This window comes from Streptomyces sp. NPDC021019 (assembly GCF_044333295.1).
GTDB lineage: Bacteria > Actinomycetota > Actinomycetes > Streptomycetales > Streptomycetaceae > Streptomyces.
This window is the reverse complement of record NZ_JBIRQR010000014.1, coordinates 1-23,911: the sequence shown is the minus strand read 5'-3', so window position 1 is coordinate 23,911 and position 23,911 is coordinate 1. Positions and strand designations below refer to the sequence as shown.

Sequence of the window (23,911 nt, the reverse complement as noted above, 5' to 3'; positions counted from 1 at the left end):
AGGCCGCACCCGATCCAACGGCACTCCCGACTCCACCGGCACACCCCGCAGGAACCCCCGCCAGAAACCCACACCGACGGCCATCGCATCCGGACCCTCGGTGGAGGCGTCGTGGAGGCGTCGCTGCCAGGCGCTGAAGTCGGCGAACTGGAGGTCCCGGCGGGCCGGGGGCGCGATGGCCGGGTCGAGACGAGCCGCGTATGCCTGCGAGAGTTCCGTCGCCAGCCGGTCGACGGACCAGTCGTCGACGAGGACGTGGTGCAGGCAGAGCAGAACCACCGGCGGGGAGCCGGGCGCGGTGAAGACGCGGGCGCGCCACGGGGGGCGAGCCTCCAGGTCGAAGGACTCCTTGGCGGCGGCCCGCACCGTGGCGGGCATTTCCTGTCCGTCGGTGGGGAGAACGGCGTAGTCCAGGGTGTGACGCTCCGGCGGCAGGATGTCCTGTCGCGGGGAGCCGTGCGCGGCGGGGAAGCGGGTGCGGAGGATGTCGTGGCGGGCGGCCAGGTCCTCCAGCGCTCCGCGCAGGGCCTCCGTGTCCAGATCGCCGTGCACCTGCCATGCCCATGGCACGTGGTAGTGCGTGCCGTCGCCCGACAGGGCCTCCAGCACCCAGAGCCTCTCCTGTTCGTAGGAGAGGAGAAGCGGTCCGTTCCCCCGCGCCCCGGGCCGCGGCCGGTCCGGCCCGCCACGGGTGAGACTGGCCAGGAGCTCGCGGACACTTCGGGCGGTGAAGACGTCCCCGATCGCCGGTTCGCCCCCGAACTGCCGTCGGCAGGCGGTGGCGAACCTCATGGCCGTCAGTGAGTGGCCGCCGAGGGCGACGAAGTCGAGTCCGCCGTCGAGGTCCTCGATGTCGCAGCCGAGCGTGGCCGAAAGAAGCTGCCGCAGGGCGTCCTCGTCGGCCTCGGCGGGCAGGGGGGCCGGGGCCGTCCGCGGGGCGGCGCGCCGGTCGAGCTTGCCGCTCGGCAGCACCGTCAGGCCGGGCACCGGAACCAGGAGGCTGGGCACCATGTACGCGGGCAGCGTCCGGGACACGTAGCGGCGCAGCTCCCGCTCGTCGATGTCCACGCCCTCGGCCGCCACGACGTACGCCGCCAACTGCGCGCCGCCGGCCGAGTCCTGGCGGGCGGTGACGACGGCCTGGGCGACCGCGGGGTGGCGCAGGAGCACGGACTCCACGTCGGTCGGCTCGATACGGTGGCCTCGGATCTTCAGCTGACCGTCGACCCTGCCGAGGAACTCCAGGACGCCGCTGCCGTGGCGTACGGCCCGGTCCCCGGTGCGGTACATCCGTGCGCCGGGAGCGCCGAAGGGGTCGGCCACGAAGCGCTGAGCGGTGAGGGCCGGGCGGTGGAGATAGCCGCGGGCCAGCCCGTCGCCGCCGATGTACAGCTCCCCCGGCTGCCCGGCGGGGACCGGCCGCAGGGTGTCGTCGAGCAGGTGGGCGGTGGTGCCGGGGTCCTCGGTGCCGAGCGGGGCCACCGCCCCTTCCCAGCCGGCGTCGTAGTCCCAGAGGGTGGAGTTCACGGTGGCCTCGGTGAGGCCGTAGCACGCGACGACCCGGGCCCGCCGCGCCCAGCGGCCGGCCAGGGCGAGGGGCACCTTGTCGGCGCCGGTCATGATGGTGAGGCCTTCGGGCAGGGGGGTTTCCTCCGGCAGCAGTTCGAGGAAGGCCGGCGGCAACGCCGCGTGGGTGACGCGGTGTTCGCGGAGCAGTTCGAGGAAGGCCGGTTCGGCGACCCGCCGTTCACCGGGAACCACGACGAGACTGCCGCCGAGCAGGAGAGCCATGGACATCTCCAGGAAGGCCACGTCGAAGCTCATCGAGGTGAACTGCAGAACCCGGCTGCCGGGGCCCGCGCCGAACCCCTGGACCGCGGTGTCCAACAGGCTTCGCAGCCCGGTGGAGGTGAGGATCGTCCCTTTGGGACGTCCGGTCGATCCGGATGTGTAGATCACGTAGGCCGCGCTCTCGGCCGGGGCGGTCGGCCGGGACGCGAAGGGCCGCGAGGCGTACGGGGCAAGCGGTCCGACGCCGCCGGTGGTGGCGCGCTCGGCGGTCACGGTGCGCAGGGCGGCGGTCAGCTCACGGGTCGCCTCGTTCGCGTCCTGCGCGATGACGGCGACGGAGGGCATCGCGTCCTCGATCATCAGGGCGAGCCGGTCGGCCGGATAGTCGGGATCCAGCCAGAGGCATACGCCGTTGACCTTCGCGACCCCCAGCCAGGCCACGGCGCACAGCTCCGACCGCCGCAGGGCGATGCCCACGATGTCACCGTCCCCGACGCCCTGCTCCGCCAGACGCGCCGCGATCAGGTCGGACTCCCGGTCGAGTCGGGCATAGGTCAGCTGTCGGCCCTCGCAGAGGACGGCGGGGCTGTCCGCCCGCACGGCAACCTGCTCGGAGAAGATCTCGGCGATGAGGGATCGGCTCCTGCCCGCCATGTGCGGTCCTTTCTCTGGAGGCGCCAGGACTCCGTTCCGCACGGATGGCCGGGGCTCGCCGGGTATTTCGGTGCGGGATGTTAGTCCGGTCCCGGAGCTGCCGACGAGGGTTCGCCAGGTCCGGCCGAAAAGCGCTCTTCACACCGCTCCGCCGCGTCCGGCCCACCCTGGACAGCGGATTTGCCGTGTGTCAGGGTTCTTGGACCGCCTCGTTCAACAACGTTGTACAGGCCCTGTGTTCAGTGTGACTGATGGCAGCCGCATCGGCGCACGGGGCGACGGCGCGTGCAAGTCCTCTCCCTGAGCGAGGAGTAACTGGATGATGGAGAAAGCCGGTCCGGACACGTGTGTGTGCGCATCCGAGGAAGAGCTGGTCGAGGCGGCGCTCATCTGGAAACCGGGGGACCCCTTCCCGCTGTTACCAGGCAACTCGCTGACGCGTTTCCTCTCCCTCGACGACGGCGCGTTGCCCGCGGTGGCACGGACGCCACGGGTCGGGTCCGTGGTCTCGACCGGTGGGGAGGTGGGCCGGGCCTGCGGGCGGCTGCTCGCCGTCGCGACGGAGCGGCCGCATACCCACGTTCCCGTCGGGGAGGTCGTCCGCACGGTGGCGGAGCGGAACGGGCCGGTCGCCGTGGTCGCTCTGGCGGGCGAACTCGAGGACGCCGGCGACTGGCCGGGGGCACGGAACCCGATGGCCGGCGTGGTGAGCGCCCGCACCCCCGCGTCGCTGGTCTGCCTGGTGTACCGGACCCTGGTCCCACAGCACCGCTCCAGCCCCGGCGCCTTCGTCGTGACCAACTCCTTCCACAGCGACGACCTGTCGGCCGACGCGGTCGAGATGGATGAGCTGGACGCCCTCTACCGGACCCGGCACCAGCTCGTCACCTACCACCTGCACGGCCGCGAGTGCAGCGTCGGCCTCCCCGACGGAGTGATCTGCGGGCGGACGGACGACGGCGCCGGCTTCCTGGGGCTTCCCTCGCCGCCCGGCACCGCCACCGCTCCGGGGCCGCTCGTTCCCGAACGCCCGCTCCCCGCCGACTCGCGCATCCCGTCCTGTCTGCGCGGCGAGGGCTGCTTCCGGGCCGACCTGGAGGTAGGGCAACGCATCCCAGCGGCTGATCTGCACGCGGTCCTGGTCTTCTCGCAGAGCTGCGGCGCCGTGTCCGCCGGTGTCAGTCCGTATCCCGAGGCGGTGGGCATCGGAGGCGGCTTCCTCGAGGGCACCGCCGTCGCGGTGATCGGCGGCATGGGCTCGCACAACGCCGAGCCCGGCGCCGAGCGGCTGCTCGACCGGGGGCTGCGCGCCGGGCTGCCGCTGGGTGAGGTCGTCGCGGAGATGAACAGCGGCCGGGACGGCGAACGCGGCGGCCTCGCGGTGTTCGGCCTGGCAGGGGACCCCGGGCTGGTACTCCCGTACACCGGCGACCCTCCCGAGGCGGCCGAGGCCGCCACCGCCGCATCGGCCCTGGAGAGGCTGCACCACCTGCACGACTCCGTGCTTCCCGGCTGCGAGCGGCTGGCATGGCTGGAGGTCGACCTCGACGAGGAACCGCTCCGGGCTGCGCGCACCCGGGTCCGCGCGTTGGCGGACGAACCGGACCGTCCCGGACTCGGCGAGGACGTGAGCGTCCTGGAGGACGAGATCGCCGTCGTCCAGCAGGAGTTGGTCGCTCGGACGGCCGCCATGATCCAGCGGGACGGGGCCGATTTCCTCGGCGACGCCTCTCCCGCCTTCCAGCGGATGTCGCGCCGCGACGCGCCGTGCACCAGCTGCGGGACCGACCGGGGCCAGCACCTGGTGCTGCGACACGCGGTGGAACACCGGCTGACCGTCCAGACCCTGCAGTGCCGGCGGTGCGGCGATGTCTGGTGGTCCACCGAGGAGGGCGAGCCCACGCTCTCCATCGGCGGGCGGGTGGACACCGACGCCGACCGGGCGGCGCCCGGTACCCTCACCCGGCCCGTCACCAACACCGGTGACCGCACGGTGCGCGGAGCGGTCGGGATGGCGTTCCGCGCCTTCTACGATCCTCCCGTGCTACCGGTGTGGCACAGCGAGGCGGTCACCATCCCGCCCGGCGGTTCCCACACCTTCACCGCCTCCCTGACGCCGCCGGCTCCTGGCGCGCGCCCCGACGTCCACTCAGGGTTCGTCATCGCCCTCCTGGACGGCGTCTACCTGATGAGTCCGGTCATCCTGCGGCTCTCCTGAGTCCTCCGGCACATCTCCCACCGAAAATATTCGGCCACGAAATCGGCCGACCCGACCCCTTTCTCGCACCCTTTTGCGCTTCTTCCCGCCTCTCGCGAATGAGCGTGCCACCTGCGCGAATGGGTGCCACGCGCCCTCTGGATCCGATTTCTCCCACGCCTACCGAACCTGTTGTCCGACATCGCAAGAATTTCTCCTCCTTTTCGAAAGGAGGGGGTGACGTGAGCACGGCGACATGCAAGGCTTCTCCTTGCGGAGTTCCACCGTCCTTTCGATCCGCGGAGGGTGGAACGCAGACGCATCGGAATCGTCCCATGGAAAGGGTGTATCTCTGTGGCAGCACCGAGGGAACGCAAGGACGACCATCTGCTGTATGCCGACGCCGTTGGCTCCCGTGGCAAGTCGGGCGTCTGGTTCGGTGAGCGCGAGGCCTTCCAGACGCGTCAGCGCGACGTCATGGAAGACGTCAAGGAAAAGATCAACTGGGTTCCGCTCGAAGACGCCGTCATGGCCGTGAGCCTGGACCCGCCGGGGATCGTCGTCATGGCCCCGAACCCCTCACTCCCCGGGATCATCGTGCTGGCCGACGGAGCCACGCCGGAGAACTCCGAGCAGCTGAAGTCCCAGTACACCTCCATCGTCAAGGAGGTCATGGACAAGCAGGGCCTCACGGTCGAGACGTACGACGACGAGGCCGGGGAGCCGCAGGCCGGCTGAGCACGCCGGTCCGACGGCGGGGCCCGTACGGGGCCCGCCGGTGAGAATCCGACATGACCGAGCAAGTGAGGATGCTTCGAATGGACAAGGCGACGGCTCGGCCGGTCGAACGGGCATGGGACCGGTACTTCCTGTTCGACCTCGGCGAGAGTGCGGCGATCTTCGACCCGGTCCGGTTGGAGACGGTGTACCTCGACGCCGCGGAGACCCGCGCGGTGCGCGAAGGCGACGACGGGCGGATCGCGGACACGCTCTCGGAGTACGGGTTCACTCCCGGAACCGGAGATGCCGTGGATCTTCCCGGCGACGTCGTGAACCACCTCGCGCACCTGGGGATCAGCGGCCGGCCGAGCCATATCGCCGGCTACCGCATTGTGGTGACGGACAAGTGCAACATGAAGTGCTCGTACTGTTTCGTCGACACCAATACGGGTGCGCCGGACTTGACCGAGGAGGATTTACGCCTCGGCCTCGACCTGCTATTCGAAGTGAATCAGGGACGGCCGGAGGTCACTTACCAGTGGTTCGGCGGTGAGCCGACCATCCGGCCGGACTTGATGATGGCGGGCGACCATTACGCCCGCGAACTCGCCGAGAAATTCGACGTCGGCAGCATCCAGCCGACGGTCGTGACCAACGGCGCCAAGATCAACGACGATCTCATAGCCCACTTCAAGGAATTCCGCTACGGCGTCGGGGTCTCCATCGACGGCCCGCCCCCGACCAACTCCAACGAACGGCTGCTCCTCTCGGGCAAGCCCGCCGACGAGCGCATCCACCGCAATATCCAGCGGATGCTCGAAGCCGGCATCCATGTCGGCGCCAACGTCACCCCCACCCAGTGGAACGTGCACGAACTGCCCGAGATCGTGGACTACATCCTGTCGCTGGGCATCAAGTTCCTCTACGTGAACACGCCGATCCCCGCCCACGGCGCCTGGATCGCGCACGGTCCGGACCTGGCACGCAACCTCTACCAGGCGCGTATGCGGGCCCTCTCGCGCGGCGGCATGCTGTTCTCCCACCTCGACCGGATCTACCAGGCGCTGGACTCCCGCCGTCCGCGGGTCTACGAGCACCTCCAGGGATGCGGCGGAGTGAACGCGGCGCTGCTCCCCGGTGCCCGCATCAGCCTGCTCGACCTCAACTGGCGGGACCCCCGCTTCATCTTCACCCTGGACCAGATCCGCGAGGACCGCTCGCTGCTCGGGCGGGCCGCGAAGGACCTCCACCCCTTCGACGGCTGCAAGACCTGCCCGGCGCTCGCGATCTGCGGCGGCCCCTCGCAGAACGAGCGGCTGCTGCGCCGCACCCACATCCCCACCGACGACTTCTGCGGCTTCTTCAACGAGGGCCTCGCCCTCGCCGTCGCGGACAACACAGCACTGCAGTGACACGCCGGGGCGCTCCGGCCGCGGGCCGGAGCGCCCCTCCTCGCCCATCGACCGCCGACCGAACAACGGAGGACGCCACGGTGACCGACCAACTCGTCCGGGGCGACCGGAATCCAGCCACGGCGGCAGCGACGCAGGCTCCCCCGGTGGCCGGGCTGCTGGTCGCCGTCGACGAACGGTGCGACCTGGGCTGCAAGTTCTGCCTGCGCGCCGACGTCGGCCGCTCCGCGCTGGACCTGCCCACCTTCGCCCGCGCCCTGTCCCGCTGCAAGGAGCTGGGCGCCACCTCGGTCTGCCTGACCGGCGGCGAGCCCACGGACCACCCGGACTTCCGGGAGATGGTCAGGGTGGCCGTCCAGTTCGGTTACGCCTGCTCGGTGGTCACCGCGGCCCGCGAAGGCCGCCGCCTCGACGCCCTGACGTCCGTCGCGGGGCTGCTCTCCCATGTCACGGTCTCGGCCGACAGCGCCGGGGCGCGGCGGGTCGGCGCCACCGAGAGAACGGTCACGGGCAGCGCCGCGGTGTTCGAGGCTCTCGGGCACCGTCGCGCCAGTCTGCACGTCACCGTCTGGGAGGTGGAGGACGCCGACCTGGAGGCCATGGCCGCCATCGACGCCGCCTTCGGGGTGGAGTTCGAGCTGAGCCCCCTGCTCTTGACGGATCATCAGCTCAAGAAGGCGACCCCTGAGGCGGTACGCAGCCGCTATGCGAACGACCTGACAGCGCTCCGGGATCGGTTCGGCCTCTCGGACCGCTTCACCGACGCACTGGCGGCCCTGGACCGCAGCCTCGCCGGCACCCTGGACCGTACCTGCTCCAGCGACCGGCTCTACCTCTCGCCGCGCGGCGCTCTGCGCCGCTGCCCGTACGACAGGCGGAACGAGGTCGACGTCAGGCTGACACGCAAGGCGGTGGCCGACGGCGTGCGGGCCTTCCACGCGTCACCCTCCGCCGTGGGGTCCCGCTGCGCACTGCTCTGTGGAGAGTGAGGAAGAGATGACACGCGTAGTGCTGGGCACGATGCGGACCTCGGGCAACTTCAACAGCCTGATGGTCGTGGACCGCGACACCGACCGGACCGCCGAGGTCGTACGGATGGCGCGCAAGCAGCACGTCGACGGGCTGGACACCGCACCGATCTACGCCCGCACGCTCGCCGAGAGCGACCTCGGCGAGCTCTGCCCCGACCTGCCGGTGTGGACCAAGGTCGGGGTGGACGTCCGTACGCCGTTGCCCACGCTCGACTACAGCCCGCCCACCATGGCCGCCACCCTGGCCGGCTCCTGCGAACGCCTGCGGCGCTCCTCGGTCGACTGCGTCCTGGTGCACAATCCGCCGATCGAGATCTTCCGGACGTTCGACTGGCAGGAGATCCGCCGCCTCCTGGTGGAGGAGGGCCCGGCCCGGGAGCTGGGCGTCTCGGTGCTCGATCCCTCCGAGATCGCCCTGGTCGCGGACGTCGGCACTCCGCTGGTGACCATGGTGGAAACGGCCGTCCTGGAGCGGCATCCGGAGCTCGCGCCCCGGCTCCGCGACGCAGGGCACCGGCTGGTGCTGCGGAGCCTCTTCGCCGGAGGCCGCTCCATCCGGAAGCTGCCCGCAGAACGCCGGGCGGAGGCCGTGACCGAGCGCCTGACTTCGCTCACGGCCGCGTTCGATCCCTGGGCCCTGGTCATCGCCCCCAGGACTCCGGAGCAGTTCGCCGACTACCTGCCCGCCGTCGAGCACCTGCGCGCGGAGGGTTCCCGGTGACCGCCGCCCCCCACCTCCTGCTGGAGCACTTCGGCTTCTGTGTGCTGCCCGGCGCGGCACTTCCCGTGCTGCCGGATCTGGAGCAGGCGTTCGCGGCACTGCTGCCCGAAGAGGACGCGCCGGCCATGGAGCGCCGCACACGTTTCCACGCGGTCGAGCAGGCGCCCGGCATGGCCGTCACGGGGCGAATCCCCGCGCTGGACGACCTCCTGTCCCGGACGGGCGCCACTTCCATGGTCAGCAGCGACGTCAACGTACTCGTCGGCGACTCGTACTGGCACTCCGACGGCTTCTACGAGGAGGGCCTGTATTTGCGTGCCGTCGTCTACGGGGAGCCCACGGACGCCGACGCCGGAGCACTGCGGGTCATCCCCGGCTCGCACCGGACCGAAGGCGGCTGGCAAGGCGAGCCGGTCCGCCGGCTGATGCGACACGAACAGGCCCTCGGGCTGCGCGGCGACGAGATCCCCTCCACCGTGCTCCCCACCGTCCCCGGCGACGTCATCGTCTTCAACACCAATGTGCTGCACTCGGCCTGGAACGGCGGCCGCCGTCGGCAGTGGGCGTGGAACCTCACCCGGCAGCCGGTCACGGCCTCCGAGCGGACGGCCGCCTCGCAGTACGTCCTCAACCGGTTCGTGAGCGGAACAGTGAGGTTCACCTGACATGACCGCCGAGCGACACTCGCCGCGCCGCGAGCGGTTCGACCTCTTCGGCTTCGAGGTCTTCCGGGGGCTGCTCGCCGGGTGCTCCGACCACGCCTTCGCCGATGTGGACGCGGCCCTCGCCGCCGGCGGCAATGTCCGCGGCTCCCGGGAGCGCAGGGCCGTCCCGGGTTTCCTGGGCCGCTCCGCCGCCCTGTCCCGGGGGTGCGCCGACGCCGGTCTGGAGGCACTGGCGGCGGATCTGCTCGGCGGCCCCTGTGTCTACCTCTACGGCGACGCGAGCGAGATCCACGGCGACACCTACTGGCACTCCGACACGGAGGGCGCGGACAGGGAGAACCCCGGTACGGCGGACGGGTCAGGGGCCCGCCTGGTGAAGTTCGTCCTGTACGACACACCTCTCGACGGCTCCAACGGGGCGTTGCGCCTGCTGCCGGGCAGCCATCGGGCCCCCGCCGCCTACCCCACCGCCGACTTCGCCCCCGAGGACCTGCCGGCCCATGTCCTGGCGGTCGACCCGGGAGACGTCATAGCGTTCGACCCACGCAGCCGCCACGCCGCGCTGGGCGGGACGGTCCGCCGTCAGATCGCCGTCGCCTACGCCCGCCGGTCGGAGAACGCTTCGGTCCAGGAGCAGTTGATGAGCCTCGTCATGGCGGACAAGACGGTGGTCTGAGGTCCCGGCCGGCAGCCGTCCGGTGGGTAGTCTCTCACCACACCCGGATACCCCAGCGCCGGTTGCCTCCAGCAGCCGGCCGTGCACCAGAAACACGAGCCGATGAACCCCCATCCCCCTGCGACGGCCTTCCCCCCGGTCCTGGAACGGGCCCGTGCGGTCTGGTCCCGACTCGCCGGAGCAGACGCCTCTTTCCTCCCCGGCCGTACGAGCGTGGCCGTCGCCCCGGCCTCCCGGCTGAGCCCGCCGGGCTGGACCGCGGTGGTCGTCCTGGGGGACGCCGCGCTGGTGACCGTACCCGACGCCCGTACGGCCGGCCGGGTCGCCACAGCTCTCCGTGACCTCGACGCCCGTGAGTTGACGGAAACCGACCGGCTCCACGACCGGCTTCCGTTCCACGACCTGCTGGGACCGGCGCATCTGCTGTTCCTCGCGCCGTCCCGGTTCCGCCCGGTCCCGTCCGCCGCCGAGCAGACCTCCGGCGATGATCCGGCACTCCTCGCCCTCCTGGACCGCTGCGGCCCCGGGGACGCCGACGAGAGCGCGCTCTCGGACATCACGAGCACGGCAAGGGTGGTACGGCGGGACGGTGAGATCGTCGCCGCGGCAGGACACGAACTCTGGCCGCACGGCACAGCCCACCTCAGCATCCTCACGGACCCCCGCCACCGCCGCCGCGGCCTGGCCACCGAGGTCGCCTCGGCCGCCGTCGCGGACGCGTTGGACCAGAGCCTCCTCGGCCAGTGGCGAGCCCGCACCACGGCCTCCCGGAGGGTCGCCCACACGCTCGGCTTCCAGGAGACGGGCTTCCAGCTCAGCCTGCGCCTCTCCGAGCACTGACCGCGGTCAGGCCTCTCCGAGCACTGACCGCGGTCACCGGAGGGCGCCCGGACCAAGAAGACCGGCCCGGAATGTCACACACCTTCTGCGAGACCCTTGGCCGGGGCTCCGGCCGGCTCGGTAGGCGCGTTCTGCGTCCCACTCCCGTCGGCGCCGGGGCGGCGGCCGGGTGACCCGGGCATGAACAGCAGCGTCAGGGCCAGTCCCACCAGGGCGAAGCCCGCCGAGACCACAAGCGCGATATGAAGCCCGTGTGTGAACGAGTCCCGCACGAGCGAGAGCAGGGAGGCCGAGTCCACCCGCTCCGCCACGGCGATCCCGCCGAAGATCCCCGATCGCGCCTCGTCGGCGCTGGCGTCGAGCGCGGTCGGCAGCGTGAGGTGTGACTGATAGGCCGTCAGAGCGACACTGCCGAGGACGGCTGCACCGAACGGCGCACCCACCTTGTTGACCGCCTGGAGCACCGCCGCGCCCACTCCACTCCGCTCCTCCGGCACCTGGGACAGCACAGCCGAGGTCGCGCTGGCCATGGCCAGCCCCATCCCGAACCCGGACATCGCCATCCACACGCCGACGAACCAGAGTGGGGACGACGCGTCGGTCTTGGCCCCCAGGAGGAGTCCCGCGGCCATCACCGCGAAACCCGCAGCGATGGCGACCTTGGTGCCCAGCAGCTGCACGATCCGGCCCGCAGGTACCGCACCGAGCACCAGGCCGCCGATCATGGGCAGCAGTCGCAAGCCCGATCCCAGGGCATCGGTGCCTTGTACGGCCTGGAAGAACTGCGGCATCAGGAAGAGGACACCGATGTTGGCCAGTGCCACAAAACCGATCAGGATGACGCCCCAGGTGTAGGCGCGGGCGCGGAAGAGACGCGGATCGAGCATGGGGTGGCCGCCCGGACGCGCGGTGAGCCGGACCTGGTGGCGGTAGAAGGCGAACAGCACCAGCAGGCCGCCGATCATCAGGGCCCATGCGACGCCCTCGCCCCAGCCGAACTCACCCGCGCGGATCAGGCCATAGGTCACCGCGACCAGCCCGCCCACGGACAGCACCATCCCGAGCGGGTCCATCCTCGGGCTCTCCCGGTCGAGCGTCTCGGGGACGAAGGCGAGAACGGCACCCAGACCGATCAGAGTGACCGGCACGTTGATCAGAAACACCCATCCCCACCAGAAGTGAGTCAACAGCCAGCCGCCCGCCAGCGGTCCGAGCGGCAGCGCCAGGAAGTTGGCCGCGGACCAGATCCCCACCGCTTTCGGTCGCTCGTCCTCGCTGAACAGCACGGTCAGAGCGGACAGGGCCATCACGATGATCCCGGCCCCTGCCACACCGAGCAGACAGCGCGCGGTGATGAACTGCCAGGGGGTCTGCGCCCAGGCGCAGGCGACGGATGCGGCGCCGAAGAGAAGCAAGGCGCACACCAGCGTCTTCCGACGTCCGTAGCGGTCGCCGACAAGACCGGCCGGCAGCATCGCGGCAGCGAGGAAGACCAGGTAGGACGACGAGAACCACTGGAGCTCCGACCCGCTGGCGTCCAGGGACTCGGCCAGCGCCGGCAGGGCCACGTTCAGCACCGTTCCGTCAAGCCCGACGGCCAGCATCGACAAGCTGAGCGCTCCCAGCGCCCACCATCTGTGACGCGCAGATATCGGCATACCCGCCCCCTCTCGTTTGGATGTTAACTGCCATTTGAAGGTTACTATGCATTTGCTATCTTCACTACTAGGTTCGAGCAGGCTTCAGCAGCACCTCCGCCGACCGTGCGGGTGTGGGGGAAGGAGACGCGGGCGTGCGTGGACAGGAGGCTGCGGGCGCAGCGGCGGCACAGGTGCTGTTCGAGGACGAGTCGGGCCAGGCGTTACGGCCCTCCGGCCCGTTACCCGGGTCCCGCACAGGGGGGCCGCCGCGGGCCGAAGAACCGGTGAAGGGAGCGGGGAGAGTCTTGACCGTAGGACGGTCCGCGCGAAGCCGGTCGGGCGGACCCGCCTGGGCCGCCCGATGTCGGTGCGCCGTCCCGGTCGGCGCGGTGAGAAGAGCGGTTTCGGGGAGTCGGATCTCGCCGGGCTGCCGGATACCGCCCACCAGCAGCTCGGCGGGAGACCGCGTTGGCGCGGGACGGCTCCACCCAGCAGAAGGCCGCCCCGATGCGCGAGTCACGTACCGGCCGGAGCCGGTGGCTGACCGGTCTTTCGGCTGCCGGCCCATGCCCCGGACCCGAACGGGGACCGGTTCCATGTTCAAGGAGAGCTGTGTCCTGGGGATGTCGTCCGGTCGAGGTTCAGGTGTCGGTCCGGTTCAGGGTGGATTCGCGGCCGAGCGACGGGCATGGGTCGTGTGGTCGCCGGGGAGAGGCCCAGGGCGTGTCCGACGGATCAGGGCCGGTGGGCCCTTTGGCGACCTCGTCCGGCAGCCGGTGAGCCCCACCCCGGCGGGCTCTGTCATGCGTGGGATCCGACCAGCCGGGCGCGTAGGTCTCCGCGTTGTTTGATGCCGAGTTTCCGGTAGATCCGGGTCAGGTGCTGTTCGACCGTGCTGACCGTGATGAACAGTTCGCCGGCGACCTCGCTGTTGGTACGGCCCTTGCCGACGAGGAAGGCCACCCGCTGCTCGGCCGCGCTCAGGTCGGCGATGCCCCGGGCCTCGTCGCGGGACGCGGTGCCGCCCGCGCCCTGGCCGGGGAGCAGCCGCTCCCCGTCACGGCTGCGGGCGCCGTTACGGGACTGCCTCGGGACACTCGTTGCGGTGACGGCGTCGCCCAGCGACTGACGGGTGCGGCCGAGGAGGTCGAGTATGCGGGACGTCTCCACGTGGTCGGGCGCCTCCCGCGTGACGTGGAGCGCCTCTTCCAGGAGCGCTGGTCGCTGCTCGGGTTCCGTGGCCTCCGCCAGGACGCGCAGGGTCATCGCACGGGTGCGGTGCTGGAGGGGGTCGAGCTCGGCCAGCTGTTCACCGGCCAGCCTCCTGGCCTCCTCGTACCGGTGGAGGGCGATCAGGGCCTGCGCCCGGTCGGTGCGCCACGGAATGAAGGAAGGCGAGTCCAGCTTCCAGGCCGACATGCGCCGCCCGCAGGCCTCGAAATCCTGGAGTGCTTGGTGCGGCTGATGGACCGCCAGGTGGTGGTGGCCCCGGGCGTGGAGGAAGTACAGATCCTCCCGGCCGTGCGGCGCCTCGTTGGACGCCGCCTGCGAGAGCAGCAGGCCCGCGCTCTCGAGGTCGCCGGACTCGACGAGGGCCAGCACGAGCGTGGCCAGCGGATTGCCCGGCCTCGCTGTGCCGATGCGGTACGGCCGGCAGGACATGGCGGTGCGAGCGTACTCAGCCGCGGCCGTGGGATCTCCCCGGCCGATCATCACCTCGGCCATGACGGACGCGAAGAGGGCGACCCATGCGAGGACGTTGCGGTCGTTCGCCTCCTTGAACAGCACCCTGCCCCAGTCGTACGCGAGCTCGTACTGGTCGGCGTAGACCAGCGCCTGCAGGGTGATGCCCAGCGCCTCGAAGGTACGCTCGTTCAGTTGCAGCGTCCGGAGCCGGTCCTCGGCGAGCTCCAGGCCCGAGTTCGTCAAGTCGCCGCGGAGCACGGTACCGAGGAGGTGGGCCGACCTGGCCAGGTCGCCAGTCGGCTGGGAACGCCCGGACTGTTCGTACGGGCCGGCCTGCTCCGGCATGCCCGCCAGTTGGAACGCCAGCGGCGGATAGGTGCATGCCAGCCAGATCTTGAAGGCGTTCCACTCATCGCAGTCGGCGTGCTGCGCGTCGAACCCCGACTCGCCGGCCCAGCGCAACGCCTCCTTGGCCTGCTCCAGCAGCCCCTGCTCGAGCAGTTCCCTGATCATCTGGACGGCCTGCCGGGACTGCAGCGGCGGTTCGGAGTTGAAGCCCGGGCGGGGGCCGAGGTGGCGGGCCACCACCGCGGGGTTGAGTCGCCACTCCGTCCGGGCCAGCATCAGAGTGACGTCGGCGTACTGCTCCTCGGTCACGGCCTCTCGCTGGGCCAATCTGACGTACGCGGTCGCCCGGTCCAGCTGGTTCGCCCGCAACTGCTGCTCTGCGGCCTCGATCAGCAACGGAACCGCCCACGGGTCCTTGGCGCTGTCGGCGGCGAGCAGGTGCGTGCCTACTTCGGCGACCCCGGCTCCCTCCTGGAAGAGCAGCCGGGCGGCCTCGGTATGGAGTTCCGCGCGCCGCCCGGCCGCCAGGCTCTCGAGAGCGGCCGCCCGCCCCTCGCGGTGGCGGTAGCCCTGCGCCGTAAGGAGTCCACTGCGGACCAGGATGTGCTGCGAGCGCCGGACCAGCACGCTGTCGAGCCGCAGGAGCCGGTCGACGAGGTGCCGGGACCCCGTCGCCTCCAGCACGGAAAGGCCTTGTGCCACCTCGGCGGAGACCCGGTCCATGCGCTGGAGGCAGGTGAGCACCGCGCGGCGGTAGTTCGGCAGTCCGCCCTCCGCGGGCAGTCCGCCCGCGGCCACCACGCGGTCGGCGACCAACGCGTTGACGAGCAGCGGGTTCCCGCCGCTGAGTCTCTGGTAGAGCGGTGCCAAGCGGGCCGCTTCCGCGCCATCCGCGCATTCGCGGAGGACGTCACCTACCTGGCGGGCGGACAGCGGTTCGAGCACCACCCGCTGACAGTTCGTCTGGGACAACATCTCCATCTGGAAGAGGGGGAAGGTGGGCACGGCTCCGGGCAGAACGCCGCACACCAGCAGGACGCGCTTGTTGAGAATGCGACGCGCTAGGTAGCACAGGAACTGGAGCGAGACCTGGTCCGCGTGGTGCAGGTCGTCCACCATGATCACCAGGGGGCCTCGTGCCACGAGCCGCATCATGGCCCCATGGAGTTGGGCGAGCACCCGGCCGTGCTCGGGATTGACCCGCTCGGGGTCGGCCCCGGGGGCCGCAGCGACACGGGCCCCGGCCGCGATGGTCTCCTGCAACTCGGCGATTTCGCCGAACTGCACCGAGGCGTTGTGCGCCAGCTGGTCGACGACGCCGAACGGAATGTCCTTCTCCGTCTGCACAGCGAGCGCCGAGAGGACGATGGCACCGCTGTCGATCGCCTGTTCCGATAATTTCCTCAGCAACTCCGTCTTACCGCTGGCCACCGTACCGTCTATCAGGACGACGCCGCCCTTTCGGCCCAGGCATGAGCCCAGCATCCTGTTCAGCTGCGTCGATGCTCGGTCGTTGCACGAAAAACTCACGATTATGCCCCCGTAATGGCCCATACTTCGCCACATCAACCGTCACCAGATGAAAGGCCAGAGAACTTTCGCACCTCCGAGGTGACAGCGTAAAAAAAGCCAGACGACGGGACCATAAAGGCAAAAAGTTCCGCCCGATGCGACATTCTCCGGAAGAGGGCCGGTCCGTCCGGTGAACGGACTCGGCCGGGAGCGGTCGGGCCCCTCCGGCCGACCGCGGCCTCCAGGCCGGATACGGCCCCCGCGAGACAGGGCGTGAGGCCACCGCGGCGAGGAAAGGGAAGGGCGGACTGGGGAATGTGGCCGAGATCGCGCAGAAAATCGCTCTCGGCCCAGCGTGGGTCCCGCCGAGGCCGCGGCGTCTAGGGGTGGCTCGTCCCGCCCTGTGACCAGCATGGATACGCCGAGCACCTCCGGCCCCGCCATCCGCAGCACACAAACGATGACATGACACCCCCCGATCAAATGAATGTCTTATTTTTTTGAAGGTTACATGTCTCAAGAGGGCCGCGCCAGTGCCTTCTGCGGCGGCGCGGGCAGCGGGACCAAGGCCGACCGAGGCGGGCCGGGCGCGTTCGGGCAGCAAGAAGGCCCGCACGCCGGGAAGATGTGGCGAGCGGGTGGCGGACGGAATGCTGCTGGTCCGCCAAGGTGCGCGAACGCGCCCACGCCGGGACGTCGACCGCCCAGGAAATGGCGGGCGGCCGACGGCGGGAGGAGCCGGCCCGTCAGGCGGGGACGGCCAGGAGGCGGTCGCGCACGAGGGCCACGACGTCCTGCGAATCGTTGAGATAGAAGTGGCCGCCGGGGAAGACCCGCAGGTCGAAAGCGCCTCTGGTGTGCTCGCGCCAGGCAGCGACGTCCTCCACGTCCGCACGGGGGTCGTGGGAGCCGGTCAACGCGAGGACGGGGCAGTCGAGGCGGTCGCCTTCGCCGTGGCGATACGTTTCCGCCGCGCGGTAGTCGCTGCGCAGGGTCGGGAGGACGAGCGACAGCATGTCGGGGTCGTCCAGCAGCGCCGAGTCCGTCCCACTCAGCTCTTTCAGTTCGGCGACGAGCCCGCTGTCCGGCAGCTCATGGATGTGCTCGTTGCGCACCCGGGACGGCGCCCGGCGGCCGGAGGCGAACAGGACGACCGGCTGCAATCCCTTCCGCTCCAGGCGCAGGGCCACCTCGTAGGCGATGGTGGCCCCCATGCTGTGCCCGAAGAGGGCGAGGGGATCACCGTGCCAGGGGGCGAGTTCCTCGACGATCCGGTCGGCCGCCTCGGCGATGTCCGCGAACGACGGCTCCAGGCGCCGTTCCTGGCGGCCCGGGTACTGCACTGCCAGCACCTCGACGTCGGGCGCGAGTGTGGCGGACACCCGGTGGAACCAGCTCGCCGATCCGCCCGCGTGGGGGAAACAGACCAGCCGCACCCGCGTCCGCGCCGACGGGTGGAAGACCCGGATCCAGGGACTGTACGGTTCGGGTGAGCTTGGCATGCCGACCACGACTTCCTTCTTTCCGTTCCCACGGCGTCCCCTGACACGGAAACCCTGGCACCAGGGCACCTCTGCGCACGGACTCCGACCCTTGAGAACGGAACCTACCGGCCCTCCTGGCCGGCGCGTCCCCCTAATACCCCCCTAAGATCTCTTTAGGGGGCGGGAGGATCACCACCACGTCGTCCAGGTCCTCGGCCACGAGCACGCGCCTCGCGGAGGGCCGGTTGGCGAGCCCTAACGCGTAGAGCCCTTGAGGAACAGCCTGGAAGCCGAACCTCCCGTTCTCGTCGGTCCGCTCGCGCAGTTCGAGACCCGATCCGTCCGCCAGACTGACGGCAACCCCCGGGACGGGCCGGCCGCGGTCGTCGCGGACCACGCCTCTGCAGGCGAACAGGCGGCGCGTCAGCGTGGCGTCGGCCAGAAACGGTTCAGCACCCCCTACGAACACCGGGCGCAGCCAATGCTCGAATTCCTGGTGGAGCACCAGGAACGTGTAGCCGCCCGGACGCAGCCCGGCGACCTCGAAATAGCCGCCGTCCGACGTCACGGCGACCCCGGCCACTTTCCCTCTCTCGTCCATGAACACCGCCAGCGCGTCCGCAATCGGCATCCACAGCGCGTCCTCGGTGACCTTCCCCCGCACCGTCGTCACTTCACGCAGCAGCAGGACGGTCTCACCGGGCAGCGCCCGGGTCGTCAGATCGAGGTTCGTCGCCCCGGGAAGGTGCCCGGTGGCCCCGGCCAGCAGGATGCACGACTCGGCCCCCCGCAGGACCAGTTCACAGGAGCCGTCCGCCCTCGCCTCCCCCTGGCCGAGAAGCCGGCCTCCGCGGTCGACAAGCGTCAGGCGCGCACGGGGAACCGGGCGGCCCTCCGTGTTCAGCACTCTCACCGTGACGCATCCCGCTGCGCCGTGGTGCCCGTTCATCGCCTTCCCCTCCCCGTTTCTGGTGACACCCCGGCGCCGGTCGATAAGCCCGGCGGATTTGGATCATGGCACGTGAGGTCGCCATGAGGCACCACGCTCGAGGTCACTCCGGGGCGAGGCTGTCGATCCGGCCGTTGTCCAGATGGGCGAGCATCCGGTCGAGATCCTCGGCGACATCGTGGTCGGGCTCCTGGGCCCAGCGCAGCATCGTCGTCAGAAGGACGCCGAAGATCGCCCCGCTGATGGCACGGACCTCTGTGTCGCCCTCCGGGCGCCCCGCGCGCTCGGCGACCAGCGACGTGATCATCCGCATGGTCTGCGTGACGTTCCCCAGGCTGGCGGCCCACAGCTCGGGAACGGTCACCATGAGCACGTCGCGGTCGCGCTGGGCGCTGAACTCCTCCGGTGAGAGTCCTTCGAGGGTCTCTCGAATGGCCTGGCGCAGCGCGCGCAGGACCGGCAGGTCGGCGGGCTGCGAACGCCAGGCGTCGATGAAGAACGCGTCCTGCTCGTCGGAGGCGACCAGCTCTTCCTTGGTGGGGAAGTAGCGGAAGACCGTGCTCTGGGAGACCTCGGCGGCCTCGGCGATCTGCTCCATCGTCGTCGCCTCGTAGCCCTGCTCGCGGAAGAGACGGAGCGCCTCCTGCTGGATCGAGGCGCGGGTCTTGGCCTTCTTGCGCTCTCGCAGGCCGAGAACCGGTCCGCCCTCTCCCGGTGTCCGCGACCGGTGCTGTTTCGCAACGCCCATCTGCGAGCCCTCCTCGCCCTCGTTCCGGGCGGCTGACCGCGGTTCCTGCCGCACGATCACCCCCGGCCCCTTTCAGTTTGTCCGATGTCAGAGTACAGTGCACTTTGAACTGAAGGTGCACTTTCAAAAGAAAGTTGATTCTCGTGAAGGCCTTTCTGCATCAGATCGGGCGGGAGTCGTTCCGACGACGTCGGCTCGTCACTCTCCTCTGGGTGGTACTCCTGATCGCCCTCGGTGTCGGGGCGGCCACCTTGTCCAAGCCCACTGTCGAGTCCTTCTCCATCCCGGACACCGAGTCGCAGCGGGCCATCGACCTGCTCGGGGAGCGGTTCCCGCAGGCTTCTGCCGACGGGGCAGTCGCCCGCGTGGTCATCGTGGCACCGGAGGGCCAGAAGGTCACTGCCCCCGACACGCGTGAGGCCGTGGAAAAGGTGGTGGCCGAGCTCGGGGACGCGCCGAAGGTGGCCGGCGTCGCCGACCCCTTCGAGGCGGAGGCGATCTCCCCGGACCAGCGGATGGCACTCGTCCAGGTGGACTACGGCGAGCCGCGCAGCGAGCTCACGGACTCCGACCGGGAAGCGCTGTTCGACGCGGCCAAGCCGGGCGAAGAGGCCGGTCTCACCGTGGAGTTCGGCGGTGATGCCCCCAAGGGCGCGCCGGAGGAGGGCGGCAGCGAACTCATCGGCGTACTCGTCGCGGCCATCGTCCTGGTGATCACCTTCGGTTCGCTCGTCGCCGCCGGACTGCCGCTGCTGACCGCCATCCTGGGCGTCGGCGTCAGCCTCTGTGCCGTACAGGCGAGCAGCGGCTTCATCGAGCTCAATTCCGACACTCCCGCTCTCGCCCTGATGCTGGGCCTGGCGGTGTCCATCGACTACGCCCTGTTCATCAGCTTCCGTTACCGCGAGGAGCTCCTCAACGGCCGTCCGCCGGAGCAAGCCATCGGCCGGGCCGTGTCCACGGCGGGCTCCGCCGTCATCTTCGCCGGGGTGACCGTCATCATCGCCCTCGTCGGACTCTCCGTCGTGGGCATCCCGATCCTGACCCAGATCGGTATCGCCGCAGCACTCACCGTGGCCGTTTCCGTGCTCGTCGCGCTGACCCTGCTGCCCGCCCTGCTCGGCTTCGTCGGCCTGCGGGTACTCGGACGCCGTGCCCGCGCCGAACGCGACGCCGCGGAGTCGGAGGGCCCCGCCGCCGCGACAGCCTCGGACACCCCGCGGGAACCGCTCGGCGAGAGCGGCAAGGGCTCGGGCAAGCCGGCCCTCGGCCTGCGCTGGGTCCAGCTCGTCGCGCGCAAGCCGGTGCTCTTCCTGGTGGCGGCCTCCGCGGCGCTCGTCGTCCTCGCCCTGCCCGCCGCCGACATCAGGCTCGGCCTGCCGGACGACGGCACCGAGCCCACCGAGACCACGCAGCGCAAGGCCTACGACCTGGTGTCCGAGGGCTTCGGCCCGGGTCACAACGGCCCGCTGACGATCGTGGTGGACGCCAAGGGCGGCGACGGCCCCGAGAAGGCCGCGGAACAGGTGAGCAAGAGCGTCACCTCTCTTCCCGACGTCGAGGCCGTCTCCCCTCCGATGGCCAACAAGGCCGGCGACACCGCGGTCATGATGGTGACCCCGAAGAGCTCGCCGGCCAGCGCCGCCACCGAGGACCTGGTGAGCGACATCCGCGACCGCGCGGAGGACATTCGCCGCGACACCGGGGCCGTGATCGCCGTCACCGGCACGACCGCACTCAACATCGACATCTCCCAGCGCATCGCGGACACCTTGCTGCCGTACCTGGCGGTCGTCGTCGGACTCGCCTTCCTGCTGCTCATGGTGATGTTCCGGTCGATCCTCGTGCCGCTGAAGGCCGCCCTGGGCTTCCTGCTCAGTCTCGCCGCCACCTTCGGCCTGATGGTCGCGGTCTTCCAGTGGGGCTGGGCCGTCGACGTACTGGGCCTCTCGGCACCCGGCCTGATCGTCAACCTGCTGCCCGTCATCATCATCGGGCTCGTCTTCGGCCTTGCCATGGACTACGAGGTATTCCTGGTGAGCCGGATGCGTGAGGACTACGTGCGGCACGGCCAGCCCCGGGAGGCGGTCGTCAAGGGCTTCGCCCAGAGCGCCCGCGTGGTCACCGCCGCGGTACTGATCATGATCAGCGTCTTCAGCGGTTTCGTCCTGTCCGAGTCGACGATGCTGCAGGCGTTCGGCCTGTCGCTCGCCGCGGCCGTGTTCTTCGACGCGCTCGTCGTCCGGATGACCATCGTGCCCGCGCTGATGGTGCTCCTCGGCCGCGCCGCCTGGTGGCTGCCGGCACCGCTCGACCGCGTTCTGCCACACATCGACATCGAGGGTGGCCCCGAGGAGGACGGCGGGCCCCACGTCCCGGGGGCCGCGTCGGCCCCGGACGCGGAGACGGCCGGCGACGTCCGAACCCGCTGACACGGTAAGACGGTTCGGCCTCCCCGCCTTCGAAGGCGGGGAGGCCGAACCTTTGCGCTGTCCACCCGGATTCAGGGCGTCCCGTGGTGCAGCCAGGCCACCTTGCCGTGGAGCTCGGCCTGTGACAGGGAGCCGATCTCCGCGTTGCGCTCCTTGGCGGCCACCCCGGCCGGGTGGTACACCTCACGCCCCATCGCCCGCGCCACCTGCTGAGCCCTGGCGGTACGGGGAGCACGGGCGTAGTTGTGATCGATGAGACGCTGCGGGAGGTCCCCGGCGTCGCAGTCCAGGACCGAGCCGAGATGCACCGCGCCCTCCAACGCCATGCAGGCGCCCTGCGCCGCGTACTGGAGCATCGGATGGGCGGCGTCGCCGGTCAGGACGACCCGACCGTCCGTCCAGCCGGGCACCGGATCGCGATCGCACAGCACCCAGCTCTTCCACTGTTCCCCGAGACGCAGGAGCAGCCCGGCCTTCGGCCCGATCTCCGGAAACTGGGCCAGTACGTGGTCGGCGGGGGTCGGCCGACCCGTCACGGCCTCCCGTGCCCCGTCGTCCTTGGTGACCGCGAGGTTGAACTCGCGCCCTCCGCTGATCGGGTAGTGCACGAAATGCCAGCCCGGCCCGGCCCACAACGTCACGGCGTTGGACCGCAGGTGTTCCGGCACTCGGTCCATCGGGATGACGGAGCGGTAGATGGTGTGCCCGGACACCAAGGGCTCGCCGTCGCGGATCATCTGGGCGCGGACCGCCGAATGGATGCCGTCCGCCCCTACGAGGGCGTCACCACCCACCCGCTCCCCGTTCGCCAGCACGGCGGTGACGCGATCCGCGTCCTGCTCGTAGCCGGTCACGGCGGCGCCGGTGCACAGCTCGACGCCCGGCGTTCGCCGACAGGCGTCGAGCAGTGGCTGGTAGAGGTCCGTTCGGTGCACCACGGCGTAGGGGTTGCCGAAGCGCTCCCGGTACGCCGTACCGAGCGACATCGTGTTGATCACCTCGTCGGTCGTACCGTCCATCAGGCGCAGTTCGTCGATGAACACCGCACGCTCACGCACCTGTTCTCCGACACCGAGCCGGTCGAGCGCGCGGAAGGCGTTAGGCGCCAACTGGATTCCGGCGCCCAACTCGGTGAAGGCGTCGCGGCGCTCCAGCACGGTGACCCGGTATCCCCGGCCGGCGGCGGCCAGTGCGACAGCCAGGCCGCCGATGCCCCCGCCGGCCACGAGCAGTTCCGCCATGGCGGATTCCTCCTTCAGTCGTCTCCGAATTCCCTGTCGAGCAACTCGAAGATCTCGTCGTCCGTGACCTCGTCCAGGTCCTCGCCGTCGGCCTTCGCCTCCGTGCCGGTACCGCCTGTCGTCCTCTCCTGCCACCGCCACAGCAGCGTTTCGAGCCGTCCGGTGATCTCCTCGCGGAGGGCGTCGTCGTCCGGGGAGGTCTCCAGCGCCTGTTCCAGCTCCCGCAGCGGCGTGAGAATCCCGTCCGACGGGTCGGCGTCGGCACCGCCCGCCAGCTGCTCCAGCAGGTGGGCGACGAGCTCGGCCGGGGTCGGGAAGTCGTAGATCAGCGTGGAGGGAAGGTCCAGTCCGGTGGCCGTGGCCAGCCGGCCCTTCAGCTCGACGCCCATCAACGAATCGAAGCCGATCTTCATGAAGGGCAGGTCCTCCTCCAGCTCCACCTCTCCCGTGTGGCCCAGCACCGCGGGGACCTCGCTGCTCAGGGCATCCAGGAGGAGGGAGGCGCGCTGTGCCGGCGGCGCCGAGGTGATCAGCGCGGCCAGCGGTGCCACCGTCCCGGTCCCGTCCGTCCCGGTCGTCGCGTCGGTGTCCGCCTTGAGGTCGAGCCGGTCGAGCAGCGTGCGGGGCCGTGCCGCGCTGAACGCGTCCGCGAAGCGGCGCCAGTCCATGTCGGACACCGTCACGCAGGTCTCGTCACGGTCGACCACCGACTGCAGTGCGGCCATCGCCCGGGCCGGGGACATGGTGCGCATCCCGCTGCGGTTCAGCCAGGCCACGTACGCCTCGTCCGCGGCCATGCCGTCACCGGCCCAGGCGCCCCAGGCGATCGAGGTCGCCGGAAGGCCTTCGGCACGACGATGTTCCGCCAGGGCGTCGAGGTAGGCGTTGGCCGCGGCGTACCCGGACTGGCCCGCGCTCCCCCAGACGCCGGAACTCGAGGAGAACATGAGGAAGACCACGGGCGGCTCGTCCCGCAGCAGCTCGTGCAGGTTCCACGCTCCGACCGCCTTGGCCTCCAGGAGCTCCGAGAGCTCCTCCATCTCCAACTCCACCAGTGGCTTCGACTCCCCCGCGGTGCCGGCGGTGTGGATGACGGCGGTGAGGGGGTGGTCGGTGGGGATGGTGGTGAGGGTGTGGGCGAGGGCTTGGGGGTCGGCGGTGTCG

At 70.5% G+C, this 23,911-nt stretch carries 17 protein-coding genes; 9 read left to right on the top strand and 8 right to left on the bottom strand.

The window, feature by feature from the left end; genetic code table 11:
* The coding region (locus ACH4RG_RS36265; protein WP_398540915.1) for an amino acid adenylation domain-containing protein at positions 1-2,445 on the bottom strand (2,445 nt) is incomplete at its 3' end.
* Positions 2,446-2,764: 319 nt separating this feature from the next.
* Between ACH4RG_RS36265 and ACH4RG_RS36260 the strand changes: the two genes are divergently transcribed.
* From ACH4RG_RS36260 to ACH4RG_RS36225, 8 genes are all read left to right on the top strand, one after another.
* Complete coding sequence (locus ACH4RG_RS36260; protein WP_398540914.1) at positions 2,765-4,663, top strand: hypothetical protein; 1,899 nt, start codon at positions 2,765-2,767, stop codon at positions 4,661-4,663.
* A gap of 333 nt (positions 4,664-4,996) precedes the next feature.
* Positions 4,997-5,380 carry a hypothetical protein gene (locus tag ACH4RG_RS36255; RefSeq protein ID WP_397926031.1) on the top strand — a complete coding sequence of 128 codons (384 nt, stop codon included), beginning with the start codon at positions 4,997-4,999 and terminating at the stop codon, positions 5,378-5,380.
* A gap of 80 nt (positions 5,381-5,460) precedes the next feature.
* Complete coding sequence (locus ACH4RG_RS36250) at positions 5,461-6,774, top strand: radical SAM protein (RefSeq protein ID WP_397926029.1); 1,314 nt, start codon at positions 5,461-5,463, stop codon at positions 6,772-6,774.
* Positions 6,775-6,854: 80 nt separating this feature from the next.
* Positions 6,855-7,763, top strand: coding sequence for a radical SAM protein (locus ACH4RG_RS36245; protein WP_397926027.1), 909 nt, complete (start codon positions 6,855-6,857; stop codon positions 7,761-7,763).
* A 7-nt stretch (positions 7,764-7,770) separates the two neighbouring features.
* The gene (locus ACH4RG_RS36240; RefSeq protein WP_397926025.1) at positions 7,771-8,526 is read left to right on the top strand and encodes an aldo/keto reductase; all 756 of its coding nucleotides are present in this window, start codon (positions 7,771-7,773) and stop codon (positions 8,524-8,526) included.
* Positions 8,523-9,191 (top strand): phytanoyl-CoA dioxygenase family protein, encoded by a 669-nt coding sequence (locus ACH4RG_RS36235; protein ID WP_397926023.1) that lies wholly within the window; start codon positions 8,523-8,525, stop codon positions 9,189-9,191. The genes ACH4RG_RS36240 and ACH4RG_RS36235 overlap by 4 nt, the downstream gene beginning before the upstream one ends.
* A 1-nt stretch (position 9,192) precedes the next feature.
* Positions 9,193-9,867, top strand: a complete 675-nt coding sequence (locus ACH4RG_RS36230; protein WP_397926021.1) for a phytanoyl-CoA dioxygenase family protein — start codon at positions 9,193-9,195, stop codon at positions 9,865-9,867.
* A gap of 102 nt (positions 9,868-9,969) precedes the next feature.
* The gene (locus tag ACH4RG_RS36225) at positions 9,970-10,707 is read left to right on the top strand and encodes a GNAT family N-acetyltransferase (RefSeq protein ID WP_397926019.1); all 738 of its coding nucleotides are present in this window, start codon (positions 9,970-9,972) and stop codon (positions 10,705-10,707) included.
* A 74-nt stretch (positions 10,708-10,781) separates the two neighbouring features.
* Here ACH4RG_RS36225 and ACH4RG_RS36220 read toward each other — a convergent pair whose 3' ends face one another.
* The 5 genes from ACH4RG_RS36220 to ACH4RG_RS36200 all read right to left on the bottom strand — a co-directional run bounded on the left by ACH4RG_RS36220 (position 10,782) and on the right by ACH4RG_RS36200 (position 19,074).
* Positions 10,782-12,365, bottom strand: coding sequence for an MFS transporter (locus ACH4RG_RS36220; protein ID WP_397926017.1), 1,584 nt, complete (start codon positions 12,363-12,365; stop codon positions 10,782-10,784).
* Between the two features lie 783 nt (positions 12,366-13,148).
* Positions 13,149-15,935, bottom strand: coding sequence for an AAA family ATPase (locus ACH4RG_RS36215; protein ID WP_398540913.1), 2,787 nt, complete (start codon positions 15,933-15,935; stop codon positions 13,149-13,151).
* A gap of 704 nt (positions 15,936-16,639) precedes the next feature.
* On the bottom strand, positions 16,640-17,395 hold the full coding sequence (locus ACH4RG_RS36210; RefSeq protein WP_397926013.1) for a thioesterase II family protein: 756 nt from the start codon (positions 17,393-17,395) through the stop codon (positions 16,640-16,642).
* A 133-nt stretch (positions 17,396-17,528) separates the two neighbouring features.
* Positions 17,529-18,284 carry a carboxypeptidase regulatory-like domain-containing protein gene (locus ACH4RG_RS36205; protein WP_397926011.1) on the bottom strand — a complete coding sequence of 252 codons (756 nt, stop codon included), beginning with the start codon at positions 18,282-18,284 and terminating at the stop codon, positions 17,529-17,531.
* 145 nt (positions 18,285-18,429) lie between these two features.
* A complete protein-coding gene (locus ACH4RG_RS36200) occupies positions 18,430-19,074 on the bottom strand; it encodes a TetR family transcriptional regulator (RefSeq protein WP_397926009.1) in 645 nt (214 codons plus the stop codon).
* A gap of 143 nt (positions 19,075-19,217) precedes the next feature.
* Between ACH4RG_RS36200 and ACH4RG_RS36195 the strand changes: the two genes are divergently transcribed.
* Positions 19,218-21,506, top strand: a complete 2,289-nt coding sequence (locus ACH4RG_RS36195) for an MMPL family transporter (protein WP_397926007.1) — start codon at positions 19,218-19,220, stop codon at positions 21,504-21,506.
* Positions 21,507-21,577: 71 nt separating this feature from the next.
* On the opposite strand, the gene ACH4RG_RS36190 is transcribed toward ACH4RG_RS36195, so the two are convergent.
* Positions 21,578-22,747 (bottom strand): 3-hydroxybenzoate 6-monooxygenase, encoded by a 1,170-nt coding sequence (locus ACH4RG_RS36190; protein WP_397926005.1) that lies wholly within the window; start codon positions 22,745-22,747, stop codon positions 21,578-21,580.
* Between the two features lie 14 nt (positions 22,748-22,761).
* A partial coding sequence (locus ACH4RG_RS36185) for a KR domain-containing protein (protein WP_397926003.1) occupies positions 22,762-23,911 on the bottom strand: 1,150 nt, incomplete at its 5' end.

Coding starts and splice junctions, on each gene's coding strand:
- ACH4RG_RS36225 (WP_397926019.1), top strand. CDS start 9,970: ATGAACCCCCATCCCCCTGCGACGGCCTTCCCCCCGGTCCTGGAACGG.
- ACH4RG_RS36220 (WP_397926017.1), bottom strand. CDS start 12,365: ATGCCGATATCTGCGCGTCACAGATGGTGGGCGCTGGGAGCGCTCAGC.
- ACH4RG_RS36215 (WP_398540913.1), bottom strand. CDS start 15,935: ATGGGCCATTACGGGGGCATAATCGTGAGTTTTTCGTGCAACGACCGA.
- ACH4RG_RS36200 (WP_397926009.1), bottom strand. CDS start 19,074: ATGGGCGTTGCGAAACAGCACCGGTCGCGGACACCGGGAGAGGGCGGA.
- ACH4RG_RS36240 (WP_397926025.1), top strand. CDS start 7,771: ATGACACGCGTAGTGCTGGGCACGATGCGGACCTCGGGCAACTTCAAC.
- ACH4RG_RS36260 (WP_398540914.1), top strand. CDS start 2,765: ATGATGGAGAAAGCCGGTCCGGACACGTGTGTGTGCGCATCCGAGGAA.
- ACH4RG_RS36190 (WP_397926005.1), bottom strand. CDS start 22,747: ATGGCGGAACTGCTCGTGGCCGGCGGGGGCATCGGCGGCCTGGCTGTC.
- ACH4RG_RS36210 (WP_397926013.1), bottom strand. CDS start 17,395: ATGCCAAGCTCACCCGAACCGTACAGTCCCTGGATCCGGGTCTTCCAC.
- ACH4RG_RS36250 (WP_397926029.1), top strand. CDS start 5,461: ATGGACAAGGCGACGGCTCGGCCGGTCGAACGGGCATGGGACCGGTAC.
- ACH4RG_RS36230 (WP_397926021.1), top strand. CDS start 9,193: ATGACCGCCGAGCGACACTCGCCGCGCCGCGAGCGGTTCGACCTCTTC.